The following is a 23896-nucleotide window of genomic DNA, read 5'->3' as shown; positions in this document are numbered from 1 at the left end:
GGCGACAACCGCGGCTAAAGACCCTTGTCCGACCAGTGCCAGGGTTTACTTGAAATTGTATTGGACATAGACTTGCTGGAAGTCGATGCCGGGGTTGGGCCGCTTGATGCTGGCGTTGGAGAGATGCTGGAAGCGATAACCCACCTGGTACTGCTGATGCGAGCCGAACTTGGCGCCCACGCCCACCATGTCCGCGAACTGATAGGCGCTGGACAAGGTGTAACTGGAAGAGATGCGTGCATGCGTCAGCAGCCGTACCCCCACGCCGGCCTCGAAGTAGGGCCTGATCGCGCCGCTGGATTTCTCGAAGCGCAGGACCGGCGTGGCACCGAATTCCTCGATGGAGCTGTTGACGTTGCCGTTGGTATGCCAGTAAACCGCATGCGCTTCGCCCACCAGCCCGAAATGCCAGCCACCGATCGGCCACCAAGTCAGATGCGGGTCCCACACGAGGCCCAGATCGACCTTGTCCACCTTGTCGCTGTGATGGTCGGCATGCCCGACCGCCAACTGCGCGCCGAAGGTATTGCCAGCGTCATCGTCCGCCTGTGCCGCCAGCGGGAATGTGACAGCAAGGGTTGACATGCCAATAAGAGCTGCGCGCGCAACCGTTCTTCCAATGTGCATTGACTACTCCGTCCTGGTGACTGCCCGTCCCGGCCCGCCAGGCGACGCGACGACAGGTTTCGCGCGCTGAAATGAAGCGCTGGGCGAAGCGCACATTTTAAGCACGTTTTTGAGATTTACCGTGTTGTCCCGTAACAAATTTCCAGGTTGACATTGCTGGACGTTCACGACCCATACGGCGTACTATCAACCGTTGTCTCCAATAGATTGAAGATATTGACAAGGACAGGAAAGCCCGGATTTACGCGGCGCGCTCCCTTGCCGAAGTCTTAGCACTCATGTCCCGAGAGTGCTAAAATTATCTCTGTAGACCGCTAACAAAGGAGTTCGCGTGAGCACAGCCATGTCCCCTACCCTTTCTGCAGCGCCTGCGCGCGACGGCGCCCTTGCGCTGACGCCGAAGTCCCTGCTGACCGGGCACATCGGCAATATCGATGCTTATATCCAGGCCGTGAACCGGATCCCCCTGCTGACGCTGGCGGAGGAACAGGGTTTCGCGCGGGATTACCGTGAACAGAACAATCTCGATGCGGCACGCCACCTGGTGCTGTCGCATCTGCGTCTGGTCGTGTCGATCGCACGTCATTACCTGGGCTACGGCCTGGCGCACGCGGATCTGATCCAGGAAGGCAACATCGGTCTGATGAAGGCCGTGAAGCGCTTCGACCCGACGCAGAACGTGCGTCTGGTGTCATACGCGATGCACTGGATCAAGGCCGAGATCCACGAATACATCCTGCGCAACTGGCGCACCGTGAAGGTCGCGACCACGAAGGCGCAGCGCAAGCTGTTCTTCAATCTGCGCAGTCACAAGCAGGGCCTGCACGCGTTCACGCCCGATGAAATAGCGGGCTTGGCGAAGGAACTGTCGGTGAAGCGCGAGGACGTCGCCGAGATGGAACGGCGGATGTCGGGCGGCGATATCGCGCTGGAAGGCCAGGTGGACGATGGCGAGGAGACGTATGCGCCAATCGCCTATCTCGCGGACACCCGGCAGGAGCCAAGCGAAGTGCTGGCGACGCGCCAGTTCGACCGTTTGCAGTCGGACGGCCTGTCCACCGCGCTCGAATCGCTGGACTCGCGCAGCCGTCGCATCATCCAGGCGCGCTGGTTGAATGTCGAGGACGACGGCTCGGGCGGTTCGACGCTCCATGAGCTCGCCGACGAGTTCGGCGTCTCCGCGGAGCGCATTCGCCAGATCGAGGCCAGTGCGATGAAGAAGATGCGCGGTGCCCTGACCGAGTACGCATAAGCGAGAGCGTCCCTACGCCGGCGCGCCGCGCCGGCTCGCATGCCGCACAGGTGCGGGCGCGGCCCGTTCAGCCCTGCAGCAGAAGCCTGACGTCGTGCACCCAGCGCCCTACGCCCTGCCCGTCCCGGGCGTAGAGCCGCAACTTTCCGCTCGGATCGAAGACGAAGCTCGCGGCCGTGTGATCGACGGTGTACGCCGGCTGCGCGGCGACGCCATTCGCGCCCCCGCCGGAAGCGGGCGTTCCCGGCACGGCGCTCTTCGCCGCATAGATGTGGAACTGCTTCGTGACGGCCGCCACCGCGAGATCGTCCACCGGACGCAGTGCGACGAAAGAGGGATCGAACGCCGCCATGTACTGGGCGAGGATCGCCGGCGTATCGCGCGTCGGGTCGACGCTGACGAATACCACCTGCAAACGCGCTCCCTCGCGCCCCAATTGTTTTTTCGCCTCGGCGAGTTCGGCCAGCGAGGTCGGACAGACGTCCGGGCACTGCGTATAGCCAAAGAAGAGCACCACCACCTTGCCGCGGAAATCCGCGAGCGTGCGCGTCCTGCCGTGCGTATCGGGCAACGCCAGGTGCGTATCGAAATTGCCGTTATCGGTGATGTCGAGATTGTCGAACGACGGGGGTTTCTTGCCGCAGGCCCCCAGCAGCGCGCTCGCCAATGCGCCCGCCCCCAGGTACGCCAGAAACGGGCGGCGCCGCATCAAACACCGTTGCCGAAAAGCATTTGCGCGTAATGGTCGAGCATCAACGCGGCGAACAGCAGCGACAAATAGAGAATCGAGAAACGGAAAGTGCGGCGCGCCAGGTCGTCCGAATACGTGCGCCAGATCTGCCAGGAATATCGCAGGAACAGGCCGCCGAGCACGATGGCGCTGGCGAGATACAGATAGCCGCTCATCCGCGACGCGAACGGCATCATCGTCACCGCGAACAGGGCCACCGTGTATAGCAGAATGTGCAGGCGGGTGAGCTGCTCGCCGTGGGTGTTCGGCAGCATCGGCAGACCCGAGTTCAGGTAGTCCTTGCGCCGGTAGAGCGCCAGCGCCCAGAAATGGGGCGGCGTCCAGATGAAGATGATCAGCACCAGCAGCCACGCGTCGCCGGGCACCGCGCCCGTGGCCGCGGCCCAGCCGAGCGCCGGCGGCATCGCGCCGGACGCCCCGCCGATGACGATGTTCTGCGGCGTCGAAGGCTTCAGGATGATCGTGTAGATGATCGCATAGCCGACGAAGGTCGCGATCGTCAGCCACATCGTCAGGGGATTGGTGAAGGTGTAGAGCAGCCATACGCCCGCCGCGCCCAGCACCGCCGAGAACGCGAGGATCTGACGGCTGCCGATCTCGCCGCGCGCGGACGGCCGCCACGCGGTGCGGCGCATCAACGCGTCGACCTTCTGCTCGACCAGGCAATTGATCGCGAACGCGGCGCCCGCGGTCAGCCAGATGCCGATGCCGCCACCGATCAGGACCGACCAGGGCACCATGCCGCGGGTCGACAGGAACATGCCGATGACCGCGCAGAATACCGCCAGTTGCGTGACGCGCGGCTTGGTGAGGGCGATATATTGGGAGAGGCGACTACCGGAGGGGGAAGAAAGAGTTGTGCTATCCATGGCTCGGTCACAGCGTGACGGCGGTGCGGGTCGCCTTGCCGGCGGAGCCGGGTCGGCCGGGTCGGCTCGAGGCGATGCGGTAGTTTAGCATAATGAGACACAGCAACATGACCGCCGCACCACCGTTGTGCATGACGGCGATCAACAGTGGCCATTTCAGCACGATGTTCGACAGGCCGGTGAGCAACTGCACGGCGGTCATCAGCAACAGCAGACGCGCGGGCCCCCGCAGCACCGCGAAACGCTTCAGACGGATGCCGAGCCAGGCCAGGTAGGCGATGACGATCACCGCGAAGGTGCGGTGCGTCCAGTGGATGGCCACCAGCGCATCCTGCGCGATGACCTCGCCGTTTCCGGTCAGGCCGAGTTTGCGCCATAGATGGAAGCCCTGCGCGAAATCCATCGGCGGCAGCCACTGCCCGTTGCAGGTCGGGAAATCGGTGCAGGCGAGCACGGCGTAGTTGGTGCTGACCCACCCGCCCAGCGCGATCTGCACGATCAGCAGCAACAGACCGGCGACGGCGGCGGTTCGCCAGCGCCGCACCTCCGCACCCCGCGCCGGCGCATGCGCCGGCTGCGGCGTCTGGCTCGCGGCGAACCAGCCGAGCCCCGCCAGCAGCGCCAGCCCGAGCAGCAGGTGGATCGTGACGATCACCGGCTGCAGCTTCAAGGTGACGGTCCACGCGCCGAACGCGCCCTGCACGCAGATCAGCGCCAGCAGACCAGCCGGCCAGAGCCAGGACACGCGCAGTTGACGGCGGCGCAGCACGACGATCAGCAGTTGCGCGATGATCAGCACGCCCACCGCCATCGCCACGTAGCGATGCGTCATCTCGATCCACGCCTTGGTCATCGTGACCGGGCCGGTCGGCATCGCCGCCTCGGCCAGGCGGATCGCATGGTGCGCGACGAACGGCGACGCGGTGCCGTAGCAGCCGGGCCAATCGGGGCAGCCCAGGCCGGAATCGGTCAGGCGCGTGAAGCTGCCGAACATGACCAGGTCGAGCGTGATGAAGGTGGTCACCCAGAGCAGTTTGCGAAACTTCGCCGCGTCGCCCTTGACCAGTACATAGGACAGCGGAAACAGCGCGACGCACAGACCAATCAAAGCCAATTGCAATACGAACATCGGAGTCATCCAGTACGGCCGGCGCGCGGCGTTTTCCGCCCGACAGCCGGTTCGAGCCCGCGCGCGGCGTGTGCCGCGCCCGTTGCCGCCAGCGTTCGCGGCTCAGCCGATACCCGACCACTTCAGGAGCCGGGTCAGATCCTGCTTGATGCGGCTCGGGTCGGGGTTATCGGGGAAGCGCATCATCAGATTGCCGTTCGGGTCGACCAGATAGATATGACGGTCGATGCCGTCGCCCTTCGCGGGCTGCAGCCAGGCCGCCAGCGCCGCCGCATCGGCGACGTAGAATTGCGCGTCGCCGTAGGCATCGCAGATCTTTTGCGGCACCGGCCGGTCGTCGGTGCGCAGCCACAGCAGTTGCACCCGATCGCGGTCGGTGTTCTGCGTGAGCCGGACCTGGCGCATGTAATACAGCTTTTGCAGGCAGCGCCCCTCGCAGGCGCTCGCGTCCACCGAGAGCATCAGCCATTTGCCCTTGAGCGTGGGCATCGCCACCACCTGCCCCGCGTCGTTGCGCAGCGCCAGCGTCGCGGGGATCGGGCGTTGCGGCGCGATCAGCGTGCCGTAGTTCGTGGATCCGCCGGCCGGCCTGACTACGTAGTACGTGAAGTAGGACGCCAGCACCGGCGCGACACAGACCGCCAGCAACAGCACCAGCGTCCAGCGGCTGCGCGGCTTCGGCGCGGCCGCGCCCGGGTCGGCGGCGGTCTTGCCGGCACGCCGGCGCTCATCATGGCTCACTGTCATTTCTTTCCAAAGTCTCGTGCGCGCCGGCCGGTCCCGCCCCGCGCGCTGCGTCCGGGCCCCCGGCGGGTGCCTCGCGCCGGAACGCCAGATAGAGGCCGAATCCCAGCGCCGCGGCGGCCATCCCCCACCATTGCAGCATGTAGCCGTAGTTGCGCGCGACGTCCGCCGTCGCTGGCGGCCAGTCGCGCAGCAGTCCATCCGCGCCTGCCGTACCGTCGCCGTCCTGCACGAGCACGAACGGTTGCAGCGCGAGACCGGTTTCGCGAGCGTATGCGACGACGTCCAGGTTCTGCCGGATGCGCTGACCGGCCTCGTGCGTCTGGCCCGCCAGCATCAGCGTCCGGCCGGCGTCCGCGCGGGCCAGACCCGTGATCTCGATCTCGCCCGGCGACGTGCGGTACGGCGCGATGCGCGTGCGCTCCGCGGGGTCGCGCGGCAACCAGCCGCGATTGACCAGCACCGGCGCGCCGCCAGTGACGGCGAAGGGCATCAGCACATGAAACCCCGGCCGGTCCTGGTGCGACCGGTTATCCAGGTAAACCACGCGGTCGGCCAGGAAGTGCCCGCGCAGCACGACCCGATGATACGCGATGGCCGCAAGCGATACGCGTTCGGCCCCGAGCCGCCGCGCAGGCATGTGCGCGTAGGCGACGATGGCGCGTTGCCGCGTCTCTTTCTGGTGCGCGCGGTCGCGCTGCCAGAATCCGAGCGCGATCGTCACGGCCATCACGGCGACCAGCGCCGCCGCCGGCCACACACGAATGCGCGGTCGCCTCATGCGCGGCTTCGGCGCCGCGCCGGGCGGCCCCGGGGGAAATGCGATAATGCCTCACCTTCCCGTTCCGATGACACCATGCGCATCCTCATCGCGATTGCCTTTTTGTTGATCCTGGCCAGCCTGGGCTCGGCGCTGTTTTTCATGATGCGCGACCGCGGCACGACGAAGCGCATGGCCTATTCTCTGACGCTGCGCGTCGGCTTCTCGGTCGCGCTCTTCCTGTTCATCCTGTTCGCGAACTGGATGGGCTGGATCCATAGCACGGGCACCCTGTATTGAGTCCACGGCGAATGTCAGACCGGGAAAACCGCCGCGCGCCGTGCGCGGAGCAGACGCGGCCCGAAAGCAAAACGCCGCCCGCGGGCGGCGCTCGGGGCACGACGAAAAACGTTCAGAGCCAGTAGACGACGATATACAGCCCGAGCCAGACGACGTCCACGAAGTGCCAGTACCACGCGGCGCCCTCGAAGCCGAAATGCTTTTCCGGGGTGAAATCGCCGCGGATGACCCGGTACAGCACCACCGACAGCATGGTCGCCCCCAGCATCACGTGAAACCCGTGAAAGCCGGTCAGCAGGAAGAAGGTCGAGCCATAGGCGCCGGAGGTCAACTTCAGGTTCAGTTCGTGATACGCGTGGAAGTATTCGAAACCCTGGCAGAACAGGAATATCACGCCCAGCCCGACCGTGGCGGCCAGCCAGATCGCGGTCTTCCTGCGATGATTCGCACGCAACGCGTGATGGGCGACCGTCAGCGTCACGCCGGAGGAGAGCAGCAAGGCCGTGTTGATCGTCGGCAGCGGCCAGGGCGACATCGACCCGAAATGGGTGATCAGATCCGCGGGCCCCGTATTCGGCCAGACCGCGGTGAAGTCCGGCCACAGCAGGCGGCCGCTCAGGCTGCCCAGATCCGGCAAGGCGAACAGGCGGGCATAGAACAGCGCGCCGAAGAAACCGAGAAAAAACATCACTTCGGAGAAGATGAACCAGCTCATGCTCCAGCGAAACGACAGGTCGACCCGCTTGCCGTAATGACCGGTCTCGGATTCGTGGATCGCGTCCCCGAACCAGTGGTAGACCACCCAGAACAGACTGAACAGGCCGGCGAAGAACGTGTATTTCGCCCACCCATCGCCATTGATCCAGGTCGCCAGAGACCCCATCATCAACAGCAGGCTCAGGGCCGCCGCGAGCGGATGCCGCGAGGGATGCGGCACGAAGTAATACGGCAGTTGGTGATTCGGACCGCGCATTGCAGATTCTCCACTTCTTCCAGTTTCATTCGAGCGCGGCGGCCGGCGATCCGGCGGCCGGCGATCCGGCGGCCGGCGATCCGGCGGCCGGCGATCCGGCGGCCGGCGATCCGGCGGCCGGCGGTCGGCGGCCGGCGCTGCGGCGGCCGGCGCCTCACTGCGTCAGGATGTCACGATGCGCACCAGGACGATCAGACCCGCCACCAGCGCCGCCGCGCAGGCCACGGCCGCGAACGCCACATGCAGGGGACGAAGCTGCGCGAAATCCCGCGCCTGGTCGCGTCCCTTGCGAATGCCGAGGAAGGACCACAGGACCGCCGCCACCGACCGGCGAATCCCCGTATGCCATGGTGTGACCGGCTCCCGCATACGCCCCCCTAGTCCGCCAGCATGTGCTGCACCATCGCGCCGAAGAAAAACACGGCGACGATGCCCACGAGCACCATCGCCAGTCGCAGATTCGCCGCTTTTTGCGCGGCCTTGTCGCGAAACGTCATGATCGGTTCATCCTCGCTGGCTGCCCCTGCGCCCGTCATTCGACGGTGGGAGGATTTTCGAACGTATGGAACGGCGCCGGCGTCGGCACCGTCCATTCCAGCCCCTGCGCGCCCTCCCATGGGCTATTGCCGATCACCTCGGTCGTGTCGTCGCCCTTGCGGTAGATCGGCAGGGCCACCAGAAACAGGAAGTAGACCTGGATCAACCCGAAGGCGAACGCGCCGATCGTCGCAATCTGGTTGAAATCCGTGAATTGCGCCGGGTAATCCGCGTACCGGCGCGGCATGCCCGCGAGGCCAAGGAAGTGCATCGGGAAAAAGGTGACGTTGAAGCTGATCATCGACACCCAGAAGTGAATCTTGCCCCGGGTCTCGTTGTACATCCGGCCGGTCCACTTCGGCGACCAGTAATACCAGGCAGCGAACAGCGCGAACAGCGAACCGGCGACCAGCACATAGTGAAAATGCGCGACCACGTAGTAAGTGCCATGCACGGCGATATCGATCGGAGCGATCGCGAGGATCACGCCGGTGAAACCGCCGATCGTGAACACGAACAGGAAGCCGATGGCGAACAGCATCGGCGTCTCGAACGTCATCGAACCCCGCCACATCGTCGCGGTCCAGTTGAAGACCTTCACGCCGGTCGGCACCGCGATCAGCATCGTCGCGTACATGAAGAACAATTGCCCGGTAACCGGCATGCCGGTCGCGAACATGTGGTGCGCCCAGACCGTAAACGACAGGATCGCGATCGACGCGGTTGCATAGACCATCGAGCTATAGCCGAACAGCGGCTTGCGTGCGAAGGCCGGGATCACCTCGGAGATCATGCCGAAGGCCGGCAGGATCATGATGTACACCTCGGGATGCCCGAAGAACCAGAAGATATGCTGGTACAGCACCGGGTCGCCGCCGCCCGCGGCGTTGAAGAAGGCCGTGCCGAAATGACGGTCGAACAGCAGCATCGTGATCGCGCCGGCGAGCACCGGCATCACGGCGATCAGCAGGAAGGCGGTGATCAGCCAGGTCCAGACGAACATCGGCATCTTCATCAGCGTCATGCCGGGGGCGCGCAGATTCAGAATGGTGACGATGATGTTGATGCCGCCCATGATCGAGGACGCGCCCATCAGGTGGATGGCGAAAATCGCCATGTCCATGCCCGGTCCCATCTGCACCGACAGCGGCGCGTACAGCGTCCAGCCCGCGGCGGTCGCGCCGCCCGGCGCGAAATACGAGCCGATCAGCAGCAGGGACGCCACCGGCAGCAGCCAGAAGCTCAGATTGTTCATCCGCGCGAACGCCATGTCCGACGCGCCGATCTGCAACGGAATCATCCAGTTCGCGAAACCGACGAACGCCGGCATGATCGCGCCGAAGATCATGTACAGACCGTGGCTGGTGGTCAACTGATTGAAGAACTCGGGACGCATGATCTGCAGGCCGGGCTCGAACAGCTCGGTGCGGATCATCAGCGCCATCACACCGCCCACCATGAACATCGTGAACGAAAAGATCAGGTACAGCGTCCCGATATCCTTGTGGTTGGTGGCCAGCAGCCAGCGGCGCCAGCCCACCGGCACATCGTGCGAGTGATCGTGCCCTGCCGCGGGGTCATGAACGATCGACGTCATATCTCACTCCTTCCTCGAAGACCCCGGCCTCAGGCAGCCGGGTGCTTGCTCAATTCGCCGTTGACCTGCTTCTGCGCGCCCTGGGCGGCACCTTCCCGTGCGGCACGCACCTCCACGGGTTGTACGACGTCGTCCGCATGGTTGCGCCATGCATTGCGCGAATAGGTCACGACCGCCGCAATTTCGACATCGTTCATCGTCTGTTTCCATGCCGGCATCTGGCCGCGGCCGTTCAGGACGAGATCGACGACCGGTCTGGCGGCGCCTTTCAGCAGGGCGGAGCCGTCGAGCGCCGGAAACGGTCCGACCCCCTTGCCGCTGGCCTGGTGGCAGACCGCGCAGTTGGCGGTGAACACCTTCTCGCCGCGCTGCATCAATTCGGCGAGCGTATAGGTCCTGTCCGGGTCGTCGGCCGCCATCGCGGCGTGGCTGCGCTGCGCGTCGACCCATTTCATGTAATCCGACTCGGAGACCACGTTGACCACCACCGGCATGAACGCATGCTCCTTGCCGCAGAGTTCCGTACAGAAACCCCGGTAGATGCCCACCTTCTCGGCGGTGAACCACGTGTCGCGGGTGAAGCCGGGAAACGCATCCTGCTTGACGCCGAAGGCCGGCACGTACCAGGAATGGATCACGTCGGCGGCCGTCGTGATGATGCGGATCTTGCGGTTGACCGGCACGACCAGCGGATGGTCGACCTCCTGGAGATAGGTATCGGTCTTGGGCGCGACGCCGGCGATCTGCTCGCGGGGCGTCGCCAGCGTGGAGATCAGGCTGATGCCTTCGCCCGGGCCTTTCAGATAGTCATAGCCCCATTTCCATTGATAGCCGGTGACCTTGACGGTCAGGTCGGCATTGGAAGTGTCCTTCATCGAAATGACGGTCTTCGTCGCCGGAATCGCCATGCCGATGATGATCAGGAACGGCACGACGGTCCACAGGATCTCGACGGTCGTGCTTTCGTGGAAGTTCGCCGCCTTGTGGCCGCGCGACTTGCGATGCATGATGATCGAGTACAGCATGATGCCGAACACGCCGACGAAGATCGCCAGGCAGATGACCAGCATCAGGGTATGCAGGCTGTACACCTCGCGAGCGATGCTGGTGACCGGCGTCTGGAGATTCAACTCGTTGACCTCGGGACCGCCTGGCGCCGCCCCGACAGCCCGGGCCGCGCCTGCCGTCAGCAGTCCGCTCACCGCCGACAGGCCGGCGAGCGCTCGCTTGATTGCTGCTTTCATAGATTCCTTACCCAAAATTGCCATCACGGCACCGGCAGCGCCCGACGGCGCCCTCGCCGCTTTGCGCCCGGTTGCGTGCCCGTTCGCACGATCGCCCGTTCGCTCACGCAGCGGCCGGTTCATCATCCACATCGGCGGAGCCAGGCGCGCAACTCGGTTGCAAACGGTTCGCGGGCATCCGCCATCAGGTACTGGCCGATGCGGACCGACTTTCCCGCCGAGTGCAGGGTCATCGGTTCGCGCGACGTCGCGCCGGGTTCGACCCGCACCCACAGCGGGTTGAACTCGTCGCAAGTGAGACGAAACGCGTGCATCCGCTCGACCACCAGCCGGTTCGGGAACAGCCGGATGTGTTCGTAATCGATCGCGTGCCGCGCCTGAATCACGCATGCCGTCAGCAGCGCGCCCATTTCCAGCGCGGTGAACGGCAGGATCATCCAGGCGCCCCGCAGCAGGAAAACGATCGCGATCGTCAGCGATACCGAGCAGAGCGAAACAAAGAACATCGCGAACTGCCGGGGAGAAAGCGCGCAGTTTCGTTTCAGCATCCATTCCTTGAGCGCCGGCTCCACGTGCGTTGCCGCCGATCGCCGCTGCCCGCGCGCTGCCGCCGTCGCGTCCATTCCACGCTCCCCGCGCCCGTGCGGCGCATCCAGGCCGGGTCCGGCCAGTGGCGCCGGCGAGGCCCTGACCAAGGCGCCGCCGCGCCAGAGGCCATGCGATAAACCGTCGCATTATAGCGCTTCCTGGAGCCACCACAAGCCGGACACCTCGGCCGGCGGGCGGTCTTTCCGCATCCGCTGGGAGCCGGAACCGGCGGGCGTGCGCCCGGTCCAATGGCGCACGACGCACGCCCTACGCGCCCGACCTCCGGGACGGACGCGCGCCGCGCCGGCCGCCGATATCTTCCACCCGCACGATCGCACGCCCGTCGTCGTCCGCCTTCGGCCGGGCCTTCCATGCATGGCCGTAGACGATCTCGAACGTCAGGGCGATCTGACCATCCGCGTTGCGCTGCCGCTCGATGGCGTCGAGCAGCCTCCGGTGCGCCAATCGCCCGGTCAGCCCGGTCAGCCCGGTCAGCCCGGTCAGCCCGGTCAGCCCGGTCAGCCCGGTCAGCTCGCCAGCGCCGGCCGCGCCGGCGGCATGGGTGGCCGCATCGTCTGCTGCGACGCCGCGCCCGGCGATGGCGCCCCAGGCGCGTACGTCGGCGAGCAGCGCCACCGGGTCCCGGTAGGTCACGCTCAGGGTTTCCATGTCCATCACCGGCAGTTCGAAACCGCTCGCAACCAGCATGTCGCCGAAGTCGTGCATATCCACGAAATCGAGTACCGGCGGCCGGCGACGCGCTTGCCGGGGAATGGTGCCCGCGGTGTCGGGTACCGCCGCATCGGCCGCATCCGACGCGGGGCGGCCGGCGTCCGCCTCGAGCCATGCGGCACGCAGTTCCCTGAGCGTGTCCGGCCCCAGGGTCGAGAACATCAACAGACCGCCGGTGGCCAGCACGCGCTGCCATTCCGGGAACACCGCGTCGGGACGGGGGTGCCATTGCAACGCCAGATTGGACCACAGCATGTCGAAGGCGCCATCGGCGAACGGCATCGCCGAAAAATCGGATTGCACGCGCCATGCATCCCGGCGCCCCAGCATGCGTCGCAGCGCATCGGGCAACCAGCGCCGGGCATCGAACGCGCCGTCCTGCGCGCTGCGTTCCGCGCGGCCCGCCTGTGCCAGCATCGCATGCGAGCCGTCGACGCCCGTGATCTGCGCGGCCGGATAGCGCGCGCCCAGGGCGACGAGATCGGCGCCCGTGCCGCAGCCGGCGTCCAGGACATGCGCCGGGGTGGTCTTGATGTAGTCCAGACGCTCGCGCATGCGCGCGGCGATTTCGCGCGGCAGAAAGGCGACCTTGTCGAAGCTGGCCGCGCGGCGGTCGAAAACCCGGCGCCGCACGGGTTGCACGGCACGCTGAAAGGGATAGACGGTCGGGATAGGCATGCTCAACGCTCGGCACCAGTAGGCTGCGAAGTATACTCGGTCCTTCCCCGACGCCCCATGGAGGCCACGATGTCCGACCTGTTCGGTCCGGCGCCGGCGGGGACGCCGGCGAGCGCTTCGGCATCTCCGCGCGCCGCGCTGCTGCGCATCCTCGCGGCGTGCCTGCCGGGCCAGTGCCTGGTCTGCGGCGACGCGGCCGGCGACGCGCTCTGCCGGCGCTGCGCGCAGGCGTACTGGCCGGCCGCGGGGGCGATTCCGCGCTGCGCGCAGTGCGGAATCCGGCTGCTCTCCGGCAGCGACGCCGCCCGCGCGCGCCGGCCCCGCTGCGCGCCCTGCCGGTTGGCGCCGCCCGCGTTCGACGCGACGCTGGCGCTGGCCGATTACCGGCCGCCGCTCGACATCCTGGCGATCACGCTCAAATTCCGGGGCCGACCGGCGCTGGCGCGCGATCTCGCGGACCGTCTGGCCGCCGGTTTCGCGAAACGGATCGCCTGCGCGCTGGCGGCCGGGCATGAGACGAACGGCGCCGCTGCGGACACGCTGGACATCGTGCCCGAGTTGCTGCTGCCCGCACCGCTTTCGCGCCGGCGACTCGTGCGGCGCGGTTACAATCAGGCCTGGGAGCTGACGCGCCGGCTGGCGCGGCAAACCGGCATACCCGCCGACCCCACGCTGCTGCTGCGTCGGCATACGACGGCCCAGTCCGACCTGAATCTCGCCGCGCGCCAGCGCAACCTCGGCCGCGCGTTCCGCCTCGCGCCGCACGCCGCGGCGCGCATCGCCGGCGCGCATGTCGGCCTCGTCGACGACGTGATGACGACCGGCGCGACGCTGAACGCCCTGGCCCGTGTGTTGAAGACGGCGGGCGCGCGCCGCGTCAGCAACTTCGTGATATTCCGGACCGCCTGATGCGCCGGCAGCCCGTCGCCTCAGGTCCCCGGGCCCGCGATCCGTAAAAATACCCGACACCCTCCTGCCATGTTCAATGTCGTACTCGTAGAACCCGAGATTCCGCCCAATACCGGCAACGTGATCCGCCTGTGCGCGAACACCGGCGCGGCCCTGCACCTGGTCGAACCGCTGGGGTTCCCGCTCGATGACGCGCGCATGCGGCGCGCCGGTCTGGACTATCACGAATACGCGCGGATGAAAGTCCATGCGGACTGGGCGGCGTTCCTCGCCGCCGAGACGCCGGATCCGGCGCGCCTGTTCGCGATGACCACGCACGCCGCGACGCCGTTCGGCGGCCAGGCGCTGATGCCCGGAGACTGGTTCGTCTTCGGTCCGGAAACGCGCGGCCTGTCGGCGGTCTTTCTGGAGGCGTTCGACGCGGCGCGCAGGCTGCGGCTGCCGATGCGGCCGCACAACCGCAGCCTCAACCTGTCGAACGCGGTCGCGGTGACGGTATTCGAGGCCTGGCGCCAATCGGGTTACGCGGGCGGGGCGTGATCCGGGAGGCGAGCCGGAGAATGCGGAGCAGCGGGCCGGTAAAAGCGCATCACGCCTTCCAGGCCGCCTCGCCCTCGGTTTTCGCATCCCGCCGCAGCAGGGAGGCCAGCACTTCGCCCGGCGCCGCATCCTCGAAAAGAATACGGCACACCGCTTCGGTCAGGGGCATGTCCACGCGCTCGCGCAACGCGAGGTCCCGCACCGCACCCGCGCATCGCACACCCTCGGCGACATGACCGAGCTCGGCGAGAACGCGGGCCAGCGGTTGCCCCGATGCGAGCCGGATACCGACGGTACGGTTGCGCGACAGGTCGCCGGTGGCGGTCAGGATCAGATCGCCCACCCCGGACAGGCCGGTGAAAGTCTCATTGCGCGCGCCCAGCGCGACGCCCAGACGGGTCATCTCGGCCAGCCCGCGCGTCACCAGCGCGGCACGCGCGTTCAGACCCAGGCCCATCCCGTCGGCAATGCCGGTCGCGATCGCCAGGACATTCTTCACCGCCCCGCCCACCTCCACGCCGACGATGTCGTCGCTGGTGTAGATGCGCATCGCCGCATGGTGGAACGCCTGCTGCGCACGCAGCCGGCAGGGCGCCGTCCGGCTCGCCGCGGTCAGCGCGACCGGCAGGCCCTGCGCGACTTCCCTCGCGAAACTGGGGCCCGTCACGGCGCCGCAGGACACGTCGTCCCCCAGCACGTCGGCGACGATCTGATGTGGCAACAACCCCGTATCGGCCTCGAAACCCTTGCACAGCCAGACGAAATGCGCCGGCACGCGCGCGCCGGCACGCAGCGTTTCCAGCAACGGCCGGAGACCGGCGACCGGCGTCGCCAGCACCGTCAGCGCGGCCGCATCGTCCGCATGCCCGGCCGCGCGTTCCAGGTCGGCCTCCAGACGCAGCGCCGAAGGCAATGGACAGCCGGCGAGATAGGCGCGGTTTTCCCGCCCGGCGGCCATGCTGGCAACCAGTTCCGGGTCCCGCGCCCACAATACCACCTCGTGCCGGGCGGCCAGATGGACCGCGACGGCCGTGCCCCAGGCGCCCGCGCCCAGTACGCAGACGTTCATGCTGTCGCTCCGGGGACGCGCGAGCGGTCAGTGCGTCTGCGGCGGCGCGCTTTGCGCGATCTGGATGTCGCTATCCGACGTGCCGACGGTGGCCTGTGCGAAACGCTGTTCGTACAGCGCCTGGAAATTGATCTCGGCCAGATGGATCGGCGGGAATCCCGCGCGCGTCACGGCGTCGGCGATGTTCGAGCGCAGATACGGGAAGATGATCTGCGGGCAGGCGATGTTCAGCACCGGCTGGAGCTGGTCCTGGGGCAAATTGCGGATGTCGAAGATCCCGGCCTGCGTGGCTTCGATCAGGAACGCCACCTTCTCGCCGACCTTCGCGGTCACCGTGCCGGTTACCGTGCATTCGAAAACGTTTTCCTGCAGTTGCGCTTCCTTGACATTGATTTCGACTTCGACCTGCGGCATTTCCTGTTCGAGGAAAATGGAGGGCGAATTCGGCTGTTCGAGCGACATGTCCTTCAGATAGACGCGCTGAATGTTGAAAAAGGGCTGATCGTTTTGTTCGCTCATGGAAATTCCTCGGATGATGAATGCGGCGCGCGCCGCGTGAACCTGCCGAACCTACGGCGCGCGCGAAGAAACGGGCGGCGGGCGGGGCCGCCGGAACCCGGTGACTCAGTTGCCGTGCGCGCCGTCCTGCGACGCCGCCAGCAGCGGCAGCAGGCCGCCGGAGCGGTCGAGCGCGGACAGATCGTCGTAGCCGCCGACGTGGGTCTCGCCGATGTAGATCTGCGGCACGGTGCGGCGCCCGGTGCGCGACATCATGTCCGCGCGCTGGGCCGGGTCCTTGTCGATCAGGATCTTTTCGACATGCTCGACGCCGCGCTGCTTCAGCAGGCGTTCGGCCATCTGGCAATACGGACAGACCTGCGTGCTGTACATCACGACCTTGTTCATTTCGCCACTCCTTGTTTGACGATGGGCATGCCTGCCTTCTGCCAGCCGTCGATGCCGCCGTCGAGGCCATGGACCTCGGCGTAGCCCGCCGTCTTCAACAGCGCCTCGGCCCTGGCCGACTGGACACCGGACTGGCAGACCACGATGACCGGCGTGTTCTTGTTCTTGGCAACCTGGGCCGCCTTGCCCGCCAGGTCCGCGAACGCCAGGTGCCGAGCCTGCGGCAAATGGCCGGCGGCGTAGGCCTCGGCACTGCGGATATCGAGGACGACCGCGTTGCGCCGGTTGATCAACTGCGTGGCGTCCTGGGACGAAAGACCCCGGCCGCGCCGCATCAAGACAGGCCACGCAAGAAGCGCTCCCGAAATGACCGCGATGGCGATCAGGATAAGATTGGTGTAGTCAGAGAAGAACTTCACAGGCAACCGCCGGAAAAAGGGAATCCGCGCATTATAGAGGGAGTCGCGGAATTTTCACGCTCACACGGCATGCTGGCGCGCAAGAGCCTCTAAAATGTCGGTATCGAATCCCTCACTCACCATCGACGCCATGTACAAACTCGTTCTGATTCGCCACGGCGAATCCACCTGGAACCAGGAAAACCGCTTCACCGGCTGGGTCGACGTCGACCTGACCGAAAAGGGCGCGACCGAGGCGCGCCAGGCCGGACGCCTGCTCGCGGAAGCCGGCTTCGCCTTCGACATCGCCTACACCTCGGTGCTCAAGCGCGCGATCCGCACGCTCTGGCACGTGCAGGACGAGATGGATCTGATGTGGATCCCGGTGGTGCACTCCTGGCGTCTGAACGAGCGCCACTACGGCGCGCTCGCCGGACTGAACAAGGCCGAGACGGCGAAGAAATATGGCGACGAGCAGGTGCTGGTGTGGCGGCGCAGCTACGACACCCCGCCGCCGGCGCTGGATCCGGACGACGAACGCACCTCGTTCGCCGACCCGCGCTATGCCCGCGTGCCGCGCGAGCAGCTGCCGCTGACCGAATGCCTGAAGGACACGGTCGCCCGCGTGATGCCGCTCTGGAACGAATCGATCGCACCGGCATTGAAGTCCGGCAAGCGGCTCGTGATCGCCGCCCATGGCAATTCGATCCGTGCGCTGGTCAAGTACCTCGACGACATCCCGGACAGCGAGATCGTCGGCCTGAACATTCCGAACGGCATTCCGCTGGTGTACGAACTCGACGCGAACCTGAAACCGCTGAAGCACTATTATCTCGGCGATGCGGACGCGATCGCGCAAGCGCAAGCGGCGGTGGCCAATCAGGGCAAGGCGAAATAAGCGGTCCCCCTTCCGGCCGCATCGGCCGCGTGCCGCGCCCGAGCCGCAAGGCCGGGCGCCAAACCAGTTATACTGCCATGTCCGCTTTGACGGACAACCGTGTCCAATCCCCCTCCCCCGTTATGCGCAAACACCTGAAACACGTGGTTTTGATTGTCGCCGGCTTGACGACCGGAGTGCTGGCAACGCTGCAGATTTCCGCCGCCGCACAAAGCAATGTAAGCCCCGCGGCCGTCGCTGCGCCACTGCCGCTCGATCAGTTGCGGCTGCTGGCGGAAGTGTTCGGGCAGATCAAGCATGAATACGTCGAACCGGTGGACGACAAGAAACTGTTGACCGCCGCGATCAAGGGGATGGTGTCGAGCCTGGACCCGCACTCGTCGTATCTCGACAAGACGGACTACCAGGAGCTTCAGGAACAGACACAGGGCCGGTTCGCCGGATTGGGCATCGAAATCACGTCGGAGGATGGCCTGATCAAGGTCATCTCGCCGATCGAGGACACACCGGCGTTTCGCGCCGGCATCCGGCCGGGCGACCTGATCACCCGGATCGAGGACAAGCCGGTGCGCGGCATGACGCTCGACCAGTCGGTCAAGCAGATGCGCGGCGCCCCCGGCACCAAGGTCACGCTGACGATCTATCGCAAGTCCGACCAGCGGACCTTCCCGCTGACGGTGACGCGCGCCGAGATCCGCGTGCAGAGCGTCAAGACGAAGATCATCGAGCCGGGCTACGCGTTCGTGCGCATCACCAGCTTCCAGGAACAGACCGTTCCCGATCTGGCCGCGAAACTGCGTGACATCGCCCGTCAGCAACCGAACCTGAAGGGCCTGGTGCTCGACCTGCGCAATAACGGCGGCGGCCTGCTGCAAAGCGCGGTCGGCGTCGCGGGCGCCTTCCTGCCGGCCAATGCGCTCGTGGTCTCGACCAACGGCCAGATCGCCGATGCGAAGCAGACCTATCGCGATACCTATGACAATTACCGTCTGCCGTCGATGAGCGGCGATCCGCTGCAAGGTCTGCCGCAGATCTTCAAGACGGTACCGATGATCGTGCTGGTCAACGCCTACTCGGCATCGGCGTCGGAAATCGTCGCCGGCGCGTTGCAGGACCATCACCGCGTGACGATCATGGGCAAGGCGACGTTCGGCAAGGGTTCGGTGCAGACCGTGCGGCCGCTGACTGCGGACACCGCGCTGCGTCTGACGACGGCCTACTACTACACGCCGACGGGCCGCTCGATCCAGAACAAGGGCATCCGCCCCGACGTGACGGTCGACCAGTACGCCGAGGGCGATCCGGATGACGCGTTGGTGACGCGCGAGGTGGATTACACGAATCACCTGGCGAACACGCAGGACCCGAACGAGAAGAAGGAAGCCGAGGCACGCGAGGCAGACCGCATGGAACAATTGCGCCTGCTCGAGGAGCGCAATGACAAGCTCACGCCGGAACAGCGCCAGAAGGAACGCAATCGCGTCCCGCCGGAGCTGGGCAGCACGGACGACTTCATGCTGAAGCAGGCGATGAACCAGTTCAAGGGCCAGCCGGTGCAGCTTTCGAAGTCCGCGTCGGAACGTACGCTGTCGAGCGCCAAGCCGCCGCGCGACGCGTCCGCGCCGGTGGTCACCTCGCGTCCGGCCCTGCCGGCGGTACCGTCGGCCTCGTCGCCGGCCGCCGCGAGCGCTACCGCGGCATCCGCGCCGGCAGCGGTATCGGCACCCGCCGCGAAGTAAGGACAAGCGGGCGAACCGGGTTCCCGGGGGCCCGCTCGTAGGACACGACAGCCCGGCAACGGGCTGTTTTCAATGGTGCGCGGCGCCGACCGTGGTTCCCCCTGCCATGCGGTCGCCCGGTGACGAGACTCTCCATGAACGACGAGCAACTCCTGCGCTATTCGCGTCATATCCTGCTGGACGAATGGGGCATCGAGGCGCAGCGGAAGATCCTGGATGCGCGCGCGCTGATCATCGGCGCGGGTGGCCTCGGGTGCCCGGCAGCCCTGTATCTCGCAGCGGCCGGCCTGGGCCGGATGACGCTCGTCGATGGCGACCAGGTCGATCTGACGAATCTGCAACGCCAGATCGCGCATACGATGGCCAGCATCGACATGCCCAAGGTGGCGTCGCTGCGCAGCGGCATCGGCCGGCTCAACCCCGATATCCGGGTCACGGCGGTGGCCCGGCACGCCGACGCCGCATTGCTCGACACGCTGGTGGCGGATGCGGATGTGGTCCTCGACTGCACCGATCATTTCGAGATACGGCAGCAGATCAACCGGGCATGCGTGCGGCACCGGGTGCCGCTGGTGTCGGGCGCAGCACTGCGCTTCGATGGCCAGGTGACGAGCTTCGACTTCCGCCGCGACGACTCGCCGTGTTACGCCTGCATTTTTCCGCCCGATGCCATTCCGGAAGAAGCCGCGTGCGCCACGATGGGGGTGTTTTCACCGACGGTGGGGATGATCGGCGCGATTCAGGCGGCCGAGGCGCTCAAGCTGGTGGCCGGCGTCGGCGGCACCCTCACCGGGCGCCTGATGATGCTGGACAGCCTGCGCATGACGTGGAGCGAGATTCGCGTCGGCCGGCAGCCCGACTGCCTGGTCTGCGGCGGCCGGGGTCTGCCGTCGGGATCTCCCGCCGCCTTGAGCGATCAAGCGAATAGGTGAGGCTAAAGCTGGCCCAGGCGTTCGAAAGCCGCCTTGATTTCAAGCGGCTCGACCATCGCCACCAGATCGGCCGCGGCCCGTTCGAGCGCCGCGAGATCGGCGCGCAGCACTTCCCGTTTGACGACCAGCAACTGGCTGGGGTGCATCGAGAATTCGCGCAGACCCATGCCCAGCAGCAGACGCGTCATCGTCGGGTCGCCCGCCATTTCCCCGCAGACGGCCACCGGCACGCGCGCCCGCGTCGCTTCGCGGATCGTCATCGAAATCAGCGTGAGCACCGCCGGGTGGAGCGGGTCGTAGAGATGCGCGACCGCGCTGTCGGCCCGGTCGATCGCCAGTGCGTACTGGATCAGATCGTTGGTGCCGATCGACAGGAAATCGAAACGCTTGAGAAACAGCGGCAACGCCAGGACGGCCGCCGGAATCTCGATCATCGCTCCGATCTTCAGGTTCGGGTCGTAAGCCAGGCCCGCGGCGTCGCATTGCCGCCGGGCGTCGTCGATCAGGTCGAGCGTCTGGTCGATCTCGCTCGCGTGGGCCAGCATCGGGATGAGGATACGTACCGGACCGAACGCCGACGCACGCAGGATCGCCCGCAACTGCGTGAGGAACATCTGCGGCTCGGACAGACACCAGCGAATCGCACGCAGGCCGAGCGCGGGATTCATCTCGGCCTCGAAACCGTCGGCGCCGCCGCGCGTGTCGAGCGGCTTGTCGGCGCCGACGTCGATCGTGCGAATGGTGACCGGCAGGCCGCCCATCGCCTCGATCGCGCAGCGGTACTGGGCGACCTGCTCTTCCTCGTCGGGCAGGCCGTCGCGCCGGTTCATGAACAGGAATTCGGTGCGGAACAGACCCACGCCCGCCGCGCCCGCCGCGCAGGCCGCCACGCCGTCGACGGGCAGCTCGATGTTCGCGCACAGGGCGATCGGCGTGCCGTCCAGCGTCTGGGTGGTCGCCGAGCGCAGCATCTGCAGCTTGCGCTGCTCCAGCGCCCGCTCGCTCTGCCGGTAGCTGTACTCCTCGAGCACCGCCTGCGTGGGCGCGACGATGACGACGCCGCGCTCGCCATCGACGATGATGACGTCGTCCGAGCGGATCAGTGCGCTGGCCTGCTGAACGCCCACCGCCGCCGGGATGCCGAAACTGCGCGCCACGATCGCCGTATGCGAGGTGCGGCCGCCGAGGTCGGTGACGAAGCCCCCGAAATTCTGCGTCTTGAATTGCAGCATGTCGGCGGGCGCGATGTCGTGCGCGACCACGATCATGTTCATGTCGCTGCCGTCGCGCGTGCGATCGGCGACCAGCGCGGCGGCAGACGGCCGGCCCGCCAGCACCTTCAGCATTCGCTCCGCGACCTGCTCGACGTCGGCGCGGCGCTCGCGCAGATAAGGGTCGTCGATCTCGTCGAAATGCCCGACCAGCATCGCGAGCTGTTCGGATAACGCCCACTCGGCGTTATAGCGCCGGGCGCGGATCAGCTCCACGGTAGCCTCGCTCAACATCGCATCACGCAGGATCAGCGAATGGACGTTCAGGAAAGCGTCCATCTCGCCGGGCGCGTCGGGCGGCAGTTCGCGCCGCAGCGTGTCGAGTTCTTCGTGCACCACCTCCTGGGCGGCGACGAATCGGGCAACCTCGGCGGCGATGTCGGCGCTATCCACCAGGTAGTGATCGACGTCGACCGCCGCCGGACCGATCAGGTAGGCGCGGCCGATCGCGATGCCTTTTGAGACAGGGATGCCATGCAGGGTGAAAGACATGGGCGCTCCTACGAGATGTTGTTCTGATTCGGTCGCAGGTGGCGATGCCAGCCGACCAAGGTCTACTGCCCTTCGCCGAACTTGTCGGCGATCAGCGCTTTCAGTCCGGTCATGGCCTCGCCTTCATCCGCGCCTTCGGTCTCCAGCACGACCGTGCTGCCGATGCCTGCGGCCAGCATCATGACGCCCATGATGCTTTTCGCATTGATGCGGCGGCCGTTGCGCGACAGCCATATCTCGGATTGATATTTGCCGGCGAGTTGCGTGAGCTTCGCGGACGCGCGGGCGTGCAGCCCCAGTTTATTGACGATGGTGAGTTCTTCGCGCAGCATGATGCTCGGTCGTGCAGGGGACGGGAGGAACGGGGAAGACGCACGGCGCGGCCGCGTTAACGGCCTGGATGCCGTTGGCGCCCCCCGCCAGCGTTTTCTCGACCAGCATGTCGAGAGGCGTATTGCGGTAGCAGACCGCACGCAGCAGCATCGGCAGATTGACGCCGGCCAGCACGCGCACGTCCGGTAGCGTGGCGAGACGCGAGGCGATGTTCGCCGGGGTCGCGCCATAGAGATCGGCGAGCACCAGCGTGCCGTTGCATTCCTTCAGGCGCTCGATCTCGGTGCGGGCCAGTGCCGTGACCGTGGCGGGATCGGTGTCGGGCAGAACGTCGATCGCTCCGATCCGCGATGGCAATCCGCAGTAGATGTGCGTCAGGCAGTCCCGCAGCGCACTGGCCAGAGGAGCATGGGCGACAATCAGTATTCCGGCCATATCAACTAAAGCCCCGGGGCTTGATGGATCCAGAGGCGACGGCACGCGGATGTCGAATGCCCATTCCGCGCAGCTTCTGGAAGTGATAAGACGAATATGTGGCCGCGCGTGGGAAAACCCATGCACGGCCTGCCGGGCGATTGTAACAGTTTGTTGTGTATCCGGCAGTCGCCTGCGCGGGCGCCCGCGCCGTTCGACGGTCAGCCCGCGGTTGTCGAAGACGCGCGGCCAGCGGCTTCCTCGAGCGCGTCGATGAACATCCCGGCGACGTCGAACCCGGTCTGATCCATGATCTCGCGGAAACAAGTCGGACTGGTCACGTTCACCTCGGTAAGCCATTCGCCGATCGAATCCAGTCCGACCAGCAACAGCCCGCGGTCCCAGAGCACCGGCGCGAGCGTCGCGGCGATATGCTGATCGCGCGCGTCGAGCGGCTGGGCGCGGCCCACGCCACCGGCGGCGAGATTGCCGCGAATCTCGGTGCCCTGCGGCACGCGGGCCAGTGCGAACGGCACCGGTTTGCCGCCTATCAGCAGGATGCGCTTGTCGCCGTCCTTGATTTCCGGGATGAAGCGCTGCGCCATGATCGAGCGCCGGCCGTCCTCGCCAAGCGTTTCGATGATGGACCCCAGATTCATCGCATCCTCGCGCACGCGGAAGATACCCATGCCGCCCATGCCGTCGAGCGGTTTCAGGATCACATCGCCATGCGCCGCGTGAAAGCGCCGGATGCGCTCCGCGCTCTTCGTCACCAGGGTCGGCGCGACGAATTGCGGGAACTCGCCGATCGCGAGCTTTTCGGAGTGATCGCGGATGGCCTGCGGCTTGTTGAAGACGCGCGCGCCGGCCCGCTCGGCGAGTTCCAGCAGCCAGGTGGACGTTACGTATTCCAGGTCGAACGGCGGATCCTTGCGCATCAGCACGGCGTCGAAGGCGGTCAGCGCCCGTTCCTGGGCCGCATCGCGGCGGAACCACATTTTCTGATCGCTGCCGACGATCTCGATGCGCGCCACCGGCGCGGACACCTCGCCGGCCTCGTAGGCGAGTTCGCGCGCTTCGCATGCGTACACCTGATGTCCGCGCGCAGCCGCCTCGGCCATCATCGTGTATGTGCTGTCCTTATAGATCTTGAAGCTTTCGAGCGGGTCCGCGATAAACAGGATTTTCATCGTTCCGCCTAGAGAATGTTATGC

At 66.2% G+C, this 23896-nt stretch carries 27 protein-coding genes and 1 pseudogene; 7 read left to right on the top strand and 21 right to left on the bottom strand.

The features are described from left to right. Positions 1 to 45: 45 nt before the first annotated feature. Positions 46 to 585 (bottom strand): acyloxyacyl hydrolase, encoded by a 540-nt coding sequence (locus OVY01_RS07960; RefSeq protein WP_267846926.1) that lies wholly within the window; start codon positions 583 to 585, stop codon positions 46 to 48. A 385-nt stretch (positions 586 to 970) separates the two neighbouring features. Here OVY01_RS07960 and rpoH point away from each other — a divergent pair, with 385 nt between their 5' ends. Beyond that, complete coding sequence (gene rpoH / locus OVY01_RS07955; protein WP_267846925.1) at positions 971 to 1879, top strand: RNA polymerase sigma factor RpoH; 909 nt, start codon at positions 971 to 973, stop codon at positions 1877 to 1879. Positions 1880 to 1946: 67 nt separating this feature from the next. On the opposite strand, the gene OVY01_RS07950 is transcribed toward rpoH, so the two are convergent. The 5 genes from OVY01_RS07950 to OVY01_RS07930 form a co-directional block, all read right to left on the bottom strand. Further along, positions 1947 to 2588: an SCO family protein gene (locus tag OVY01_RS07950; protein ID WP_267846924.1), complete on the bottom strand. Its 642-nt coding sequence runs from the start codon at positions 2586 to 2588 to the stop codon at positions 1947 to 1949. Next, a complete protein-coding gene (cyoE, locus tag OVY01_RS07945; protein WP_267846923.1) occupies positions 2588 to 3499 on the bottom strand; it encodes a heme o synthase in 912 nt (303 codons plus the stop codon). Before cyoE ends, OVY01_RS07950 begins: the two co-directional genes overlap by 1 nt. Positions 3500 to 3506: 7 nt before the next feature. Further along, a complete protein-coding gene (locus OVY01_RS07940; RefSeq protein ID WP_267846922.1) occupies positions 3507 to 4628 on the bottom strand; it encodes a COX15/CtaA family protein in 1122 nt (373 codons plus the stop codon). 102 nt (positions 4629 to 4730) lie between these two features. Beyond that, positions 4731 to 5375 carry an SCO family protein gene (locus OVY01_RS07935; RefSeq protein ID WP_267846920.1) on the bottom strand — a complete coding sequence of 215 codons (645 nt, stop codon included), beginning with the start codon at positions 5373 to 5375 and terminating at the stop codon, positions 4731 to 4733. Continuing rightward, the gene (locus OVY01_RS07930; protein ID WP_267846918.1) at positions 5359 to 6153 is read right to left on the bottom strand and encodes an SURF1 family protein; all 795 of its coding nucleotides are present in this window, start codon (positions 6151 to 6153) and stop codon (positions 5359 to 5361) included. Before OVY01_RS07930 ends, OVY01_RS07935 begins: the two co-directional genes overlap by 17 nt. Positions 6154 to 6228: 75 nt before the next feature. Between OVY01_RS07930 and OVY01_RS07925 the strand changes: the two genes are divergently transcribed. Beyond that, positions 6229 to 6432, top strand: coding sequence for a twin transmembrane helix small protein (locus OVY01_RS07925; RefSeq protein WP_267846916.1), 204 nt, complete (start codon positions 6229 to 6231; stop codon positions 6430 to 6432). A 112-nt stretch (positions 6433 to 6544) separates the two neighbouring features. On the opposite strand, the gene OVY01_RS07920 is transcribed toward OVY01_RS07925, so the two are convergent. The 7 genes and pseudogenes from OVY01_RS07920 to OVY01_RS07890 form a co-directional block, all read right to left on the bottom strand. Beyond that, positions 6545 to 7405 carry a cytochrome c oxidase subunit 3 gene (locus OVY01_RS07920; RefSeq protein ID WP_267846915.1) on the bottom strand — a complete coding sequence of 287 codons (861 nt, stop codon included), beginning with the start codon at positions 7403 to 7405 and terminating at the stop codon, positions 6545 to 6547. A 162-nt stretch (positions 7406 to 7567) separates the two neighbouring features. Further along, positions 7568 to 7729: a DUF2970 domain-containing protein gene (locus OVY01_RS07915; protein ID WP_267846913.1), complete on the bottom strand. Its 162-nt coding sequence runs from the start codon at positions 7727 to 7729 to the stop codon at positions 7568 to 7570. A gap of 53 nt (positions 7730 to 7782) precedes the next feature. After that, positions 7783 to 7902 (bottom strand): cytochrome oxidase small assembly protein, encoded by a 120-nt coding sequence (locus OVY01_RS07910; RefSeq protein ID WP_267846911.1) that lies wholly within the window; start codon positions 7900 to 7902, stop codon positions 7783 to 7785. Positions 7903 to 7937: 35 nt separating this feature from the next. After that, positions 7938 to 9539, bottom strand: coding sequence for a cytochrome c oxidase subunit I (ctaD, locus tag OVY01_RS07905; RefSeq protein ID WP_267846910.1), 1602 nt, complete (start codon positions 9537 to 9539; stop codon positions 7938 to 7940). 89 nt (positions 9540 to 9628) lie between these two features. Next, positions 9629 to 10807, bottom strand: a pseudogene (gene coxB, locus OVY01_RS07900) (cytochrome c oxidase subunit II); the annotation flags it as partial. 98 nt (positions 10808 to 10905) lie between these two features. Next, positions 10906 to 11406 (bottom strand): DUF2244 domain-containing protein, encoded by a 501-nt coding sequence (locus OVY01_RS07895; protein WP_432422193.1) that lies wholly within the window; start codon positions 11404 to 11406, stop codon positions 10906 to 10908. Between the two features lie 232 nt (positions 11407 to 11638). Next, positions 11639 to 12781, bottom strand: a complete 1143-nt coding sequence (locus OVY01_RS07890) for a methyltransferase domain-containing protein (protein ID WP_267846906.1) — start codon at positions 12779 to 12781, stop codon at positions 11639 to 11641. 69 nt (positions 12782 to 12850) lie between these two features. On the opposite strand from OVY01_RS07890, the gene OVY01_RS07885 reads away from it, so the two are divergent. Together OVY01_RS07885 and OVY01_RS07880 are read left to right on the top strand one after the other, a co-directional pair. After that, on the top strand, positions 12851 to 13690 hold the full coding sequence (locus tag OVY01_RS07885) for a ComF family protein (protein ID WP_267846904.1): 840 nt from the start codon (positions 12851 to 12853) through the stop codon (positions 13688 to 13690). Positions 13691 to 13759: 69 nt separating this feature from the next. Next, positions 13760 to 14230, top strand: coding sequence for a tRNA (cytidine(34)-2'-O)-methyltransferase (locus tag OVY01_RS07880; RefSeq protein ID WP_267846903.1), 471 nt, complete (start codon positions 13760 to 13762; stop codon positions 14228 to 14230). A 49-nt stretch (positions 14231 to 14279) separates the two neighbouring features. On the opposite strand, the gene OVY01_RS07875 is transcribed toward OVY01_RS07880, so the two are convergent. The 4 genes from OVY01_RS07875 to OVY01_RS07860 form a co-directional block, all read right to left on the bottom strand. Continuing rightward, complete coding sequence (locus tag OVY01_RS07875) at positions 14280 to 15299, bottom strand: NAD(P)H-dependent glycerol-3-phosphate dehydrogenase (protein ID WP_267846902.1); 1020 nt, start codon at positions 15297 to 15299, stop codon at positions 14280 to 14282. A gap of 27 nt (positions 15300 to 15326) precedes the next feature. Continuing rightward, the gene (gene secB / locus OVY01_RS07870; protein WP_267846900.1) at positions 15327 to 15818 is read right to left on the bottom strand and encodes a protein-export chaperone SecB; all 492 of its coding nucleotides are present in this window, start codon (positions 15816 to 15818) and stop codon (positions 15327 to 15329) included. 105 nt (positions 15819 to 15923) lie between these two features. After that, entirely contained in the window at positions 15924 to 16205 is a 282-nt protein-coding gene (grxC, locus tag OVY01_RS07865) for a glutaredoxin 3 (protein WP_267846899.1), read from the bottom strand. Beyond that, complete coding sequence (locus OVY01_RS07860) at positions 16202 to 16624, bottom strand: rhodanese-like domain-containing protein (protein WP_267847708.1); 423 nt, start codon at positions 16622 to 16624, stop codon at positions 16202 to 16204. The genes grxC and OVY01_RS07860 overlap by 4 nt, the downstream gene beginning before the upstream one ends. 130 nt (positions 16625 to 16754) lie before the next feature. Between OVY01_RS07860 and gpmA the strand changes: the two genes are divergently transcribed. The 3 genes from gpmA (at position 16755) to OVY01_RS07845 (ending at position 20172) form a co-directional block, all read left to right on the top strand. Further along, a complete protein-coding gene (gpmA, locus tag OVY01_RS07855; protein ID WP_267846898.1) occupies positions 16755 to 17501 on the top strand; it encodes a 2,3-diphosphoglycerate-dependent phosphoglycerate mutase in 747 nt (248 codons plus the stop codon). Between the two features lie 122 nt (positions 17502 to 17623). Further along, on the top strand, positions 17624 to 19240 hold the full coding sequence (locus OVY01_RS07850; protein ID WP_267846896.1) for a S41 family peptidase: 1617 nt from the start codon (positions 17624 to 17626) through the stop codon (positions 19238 to 19240). A 134-nt stretch (positions 19241 to 19374) separates the two neighbouring features. Next, complete coding sequence (locus OVY01_RS07845; RefSeq protein WP_267846894.1) at positions 19375 to 20172, top strand: HesA/MoeB/ThiF family protein; 798 nt, start codon at positions 19375 to 19377, stop codon at positions 20170 to 20172. Between the two features lie 2 nt (positions 20173 to 20174). Here the strand turns inward: OVY01_RS07845 and ptsP are convergent, their stop codons facing one another. The 4 genes from ptsP to gshB all read right to left on the bottom strand — a co-directional run bounded on the left by ptsP (position 20175) and on the right by gshB (position 23872). Then, on the bottom strand, positions 20175 to 21935 hold the full coding sequence (gene ptsP / locus OVY01_RS07840) for a phosphoenolpyruvate--protein phosphotransferase (protein ID WP_267846892.1): 1761 nt from the start codon (positions 21933 to 21935) through the stop codon (positions 20175 to 20177). 62 nt (positions 21936 to 21997) lie between these two features. Continuing rightward, positions 21998 to 22267: an HPr family phosphocarrier protein gene (locus OVY01_RS07835; RefSeq protein ID WP_267846890.1), complete on the bottom strand. Its 270-nt coding sequence runs from the start codon at positions 22265 to 22267 to the stop codon at positions 21998 to 22000. Further along, positions 22236 to 22703, bottom strand: coding sequence for a PTS sugar transporter subunit IIA (locus tag OVY01_RS07830; protein WP_267846889.1), 468 nt, complete (start codon positions 22701 to 22703; stop codon positions 22236 to 22238). Before OVY01_RS07830 ends, OVY01_RS07835 begins: the two co-directional genes overlap by 32 nt. Before the next feature lie 200 nt (positions 22704 to 22903). Beyond that, positions 22904 to 23872: a glutathione synthase gene (gshB, locus tag OVY01_RS07825; protein ID WP_267846887.1), complete on the bottom strand. Its 969-nt coding sequence runs from the start codon at positions 23870 to 23872 to the stop codon at positions 22904 to 22906. Between the last annotated feature and the right edge of the window lie 24 nt (positions 23873 to 23896).

The organism is Robbsia betulipollinis (assembly GCF_026624755.1).
Taxonomy (GTDB): domain Bacteria; phylum Pseudomonadota; class Gammaproteobacteria; order Burkholderiales; family Burkholderiaceae; genus Robbsia; species Robbsia betulipollinis.
This window is presented reverse-complemented; position numbering and strand designations above follow the sequence as displayed.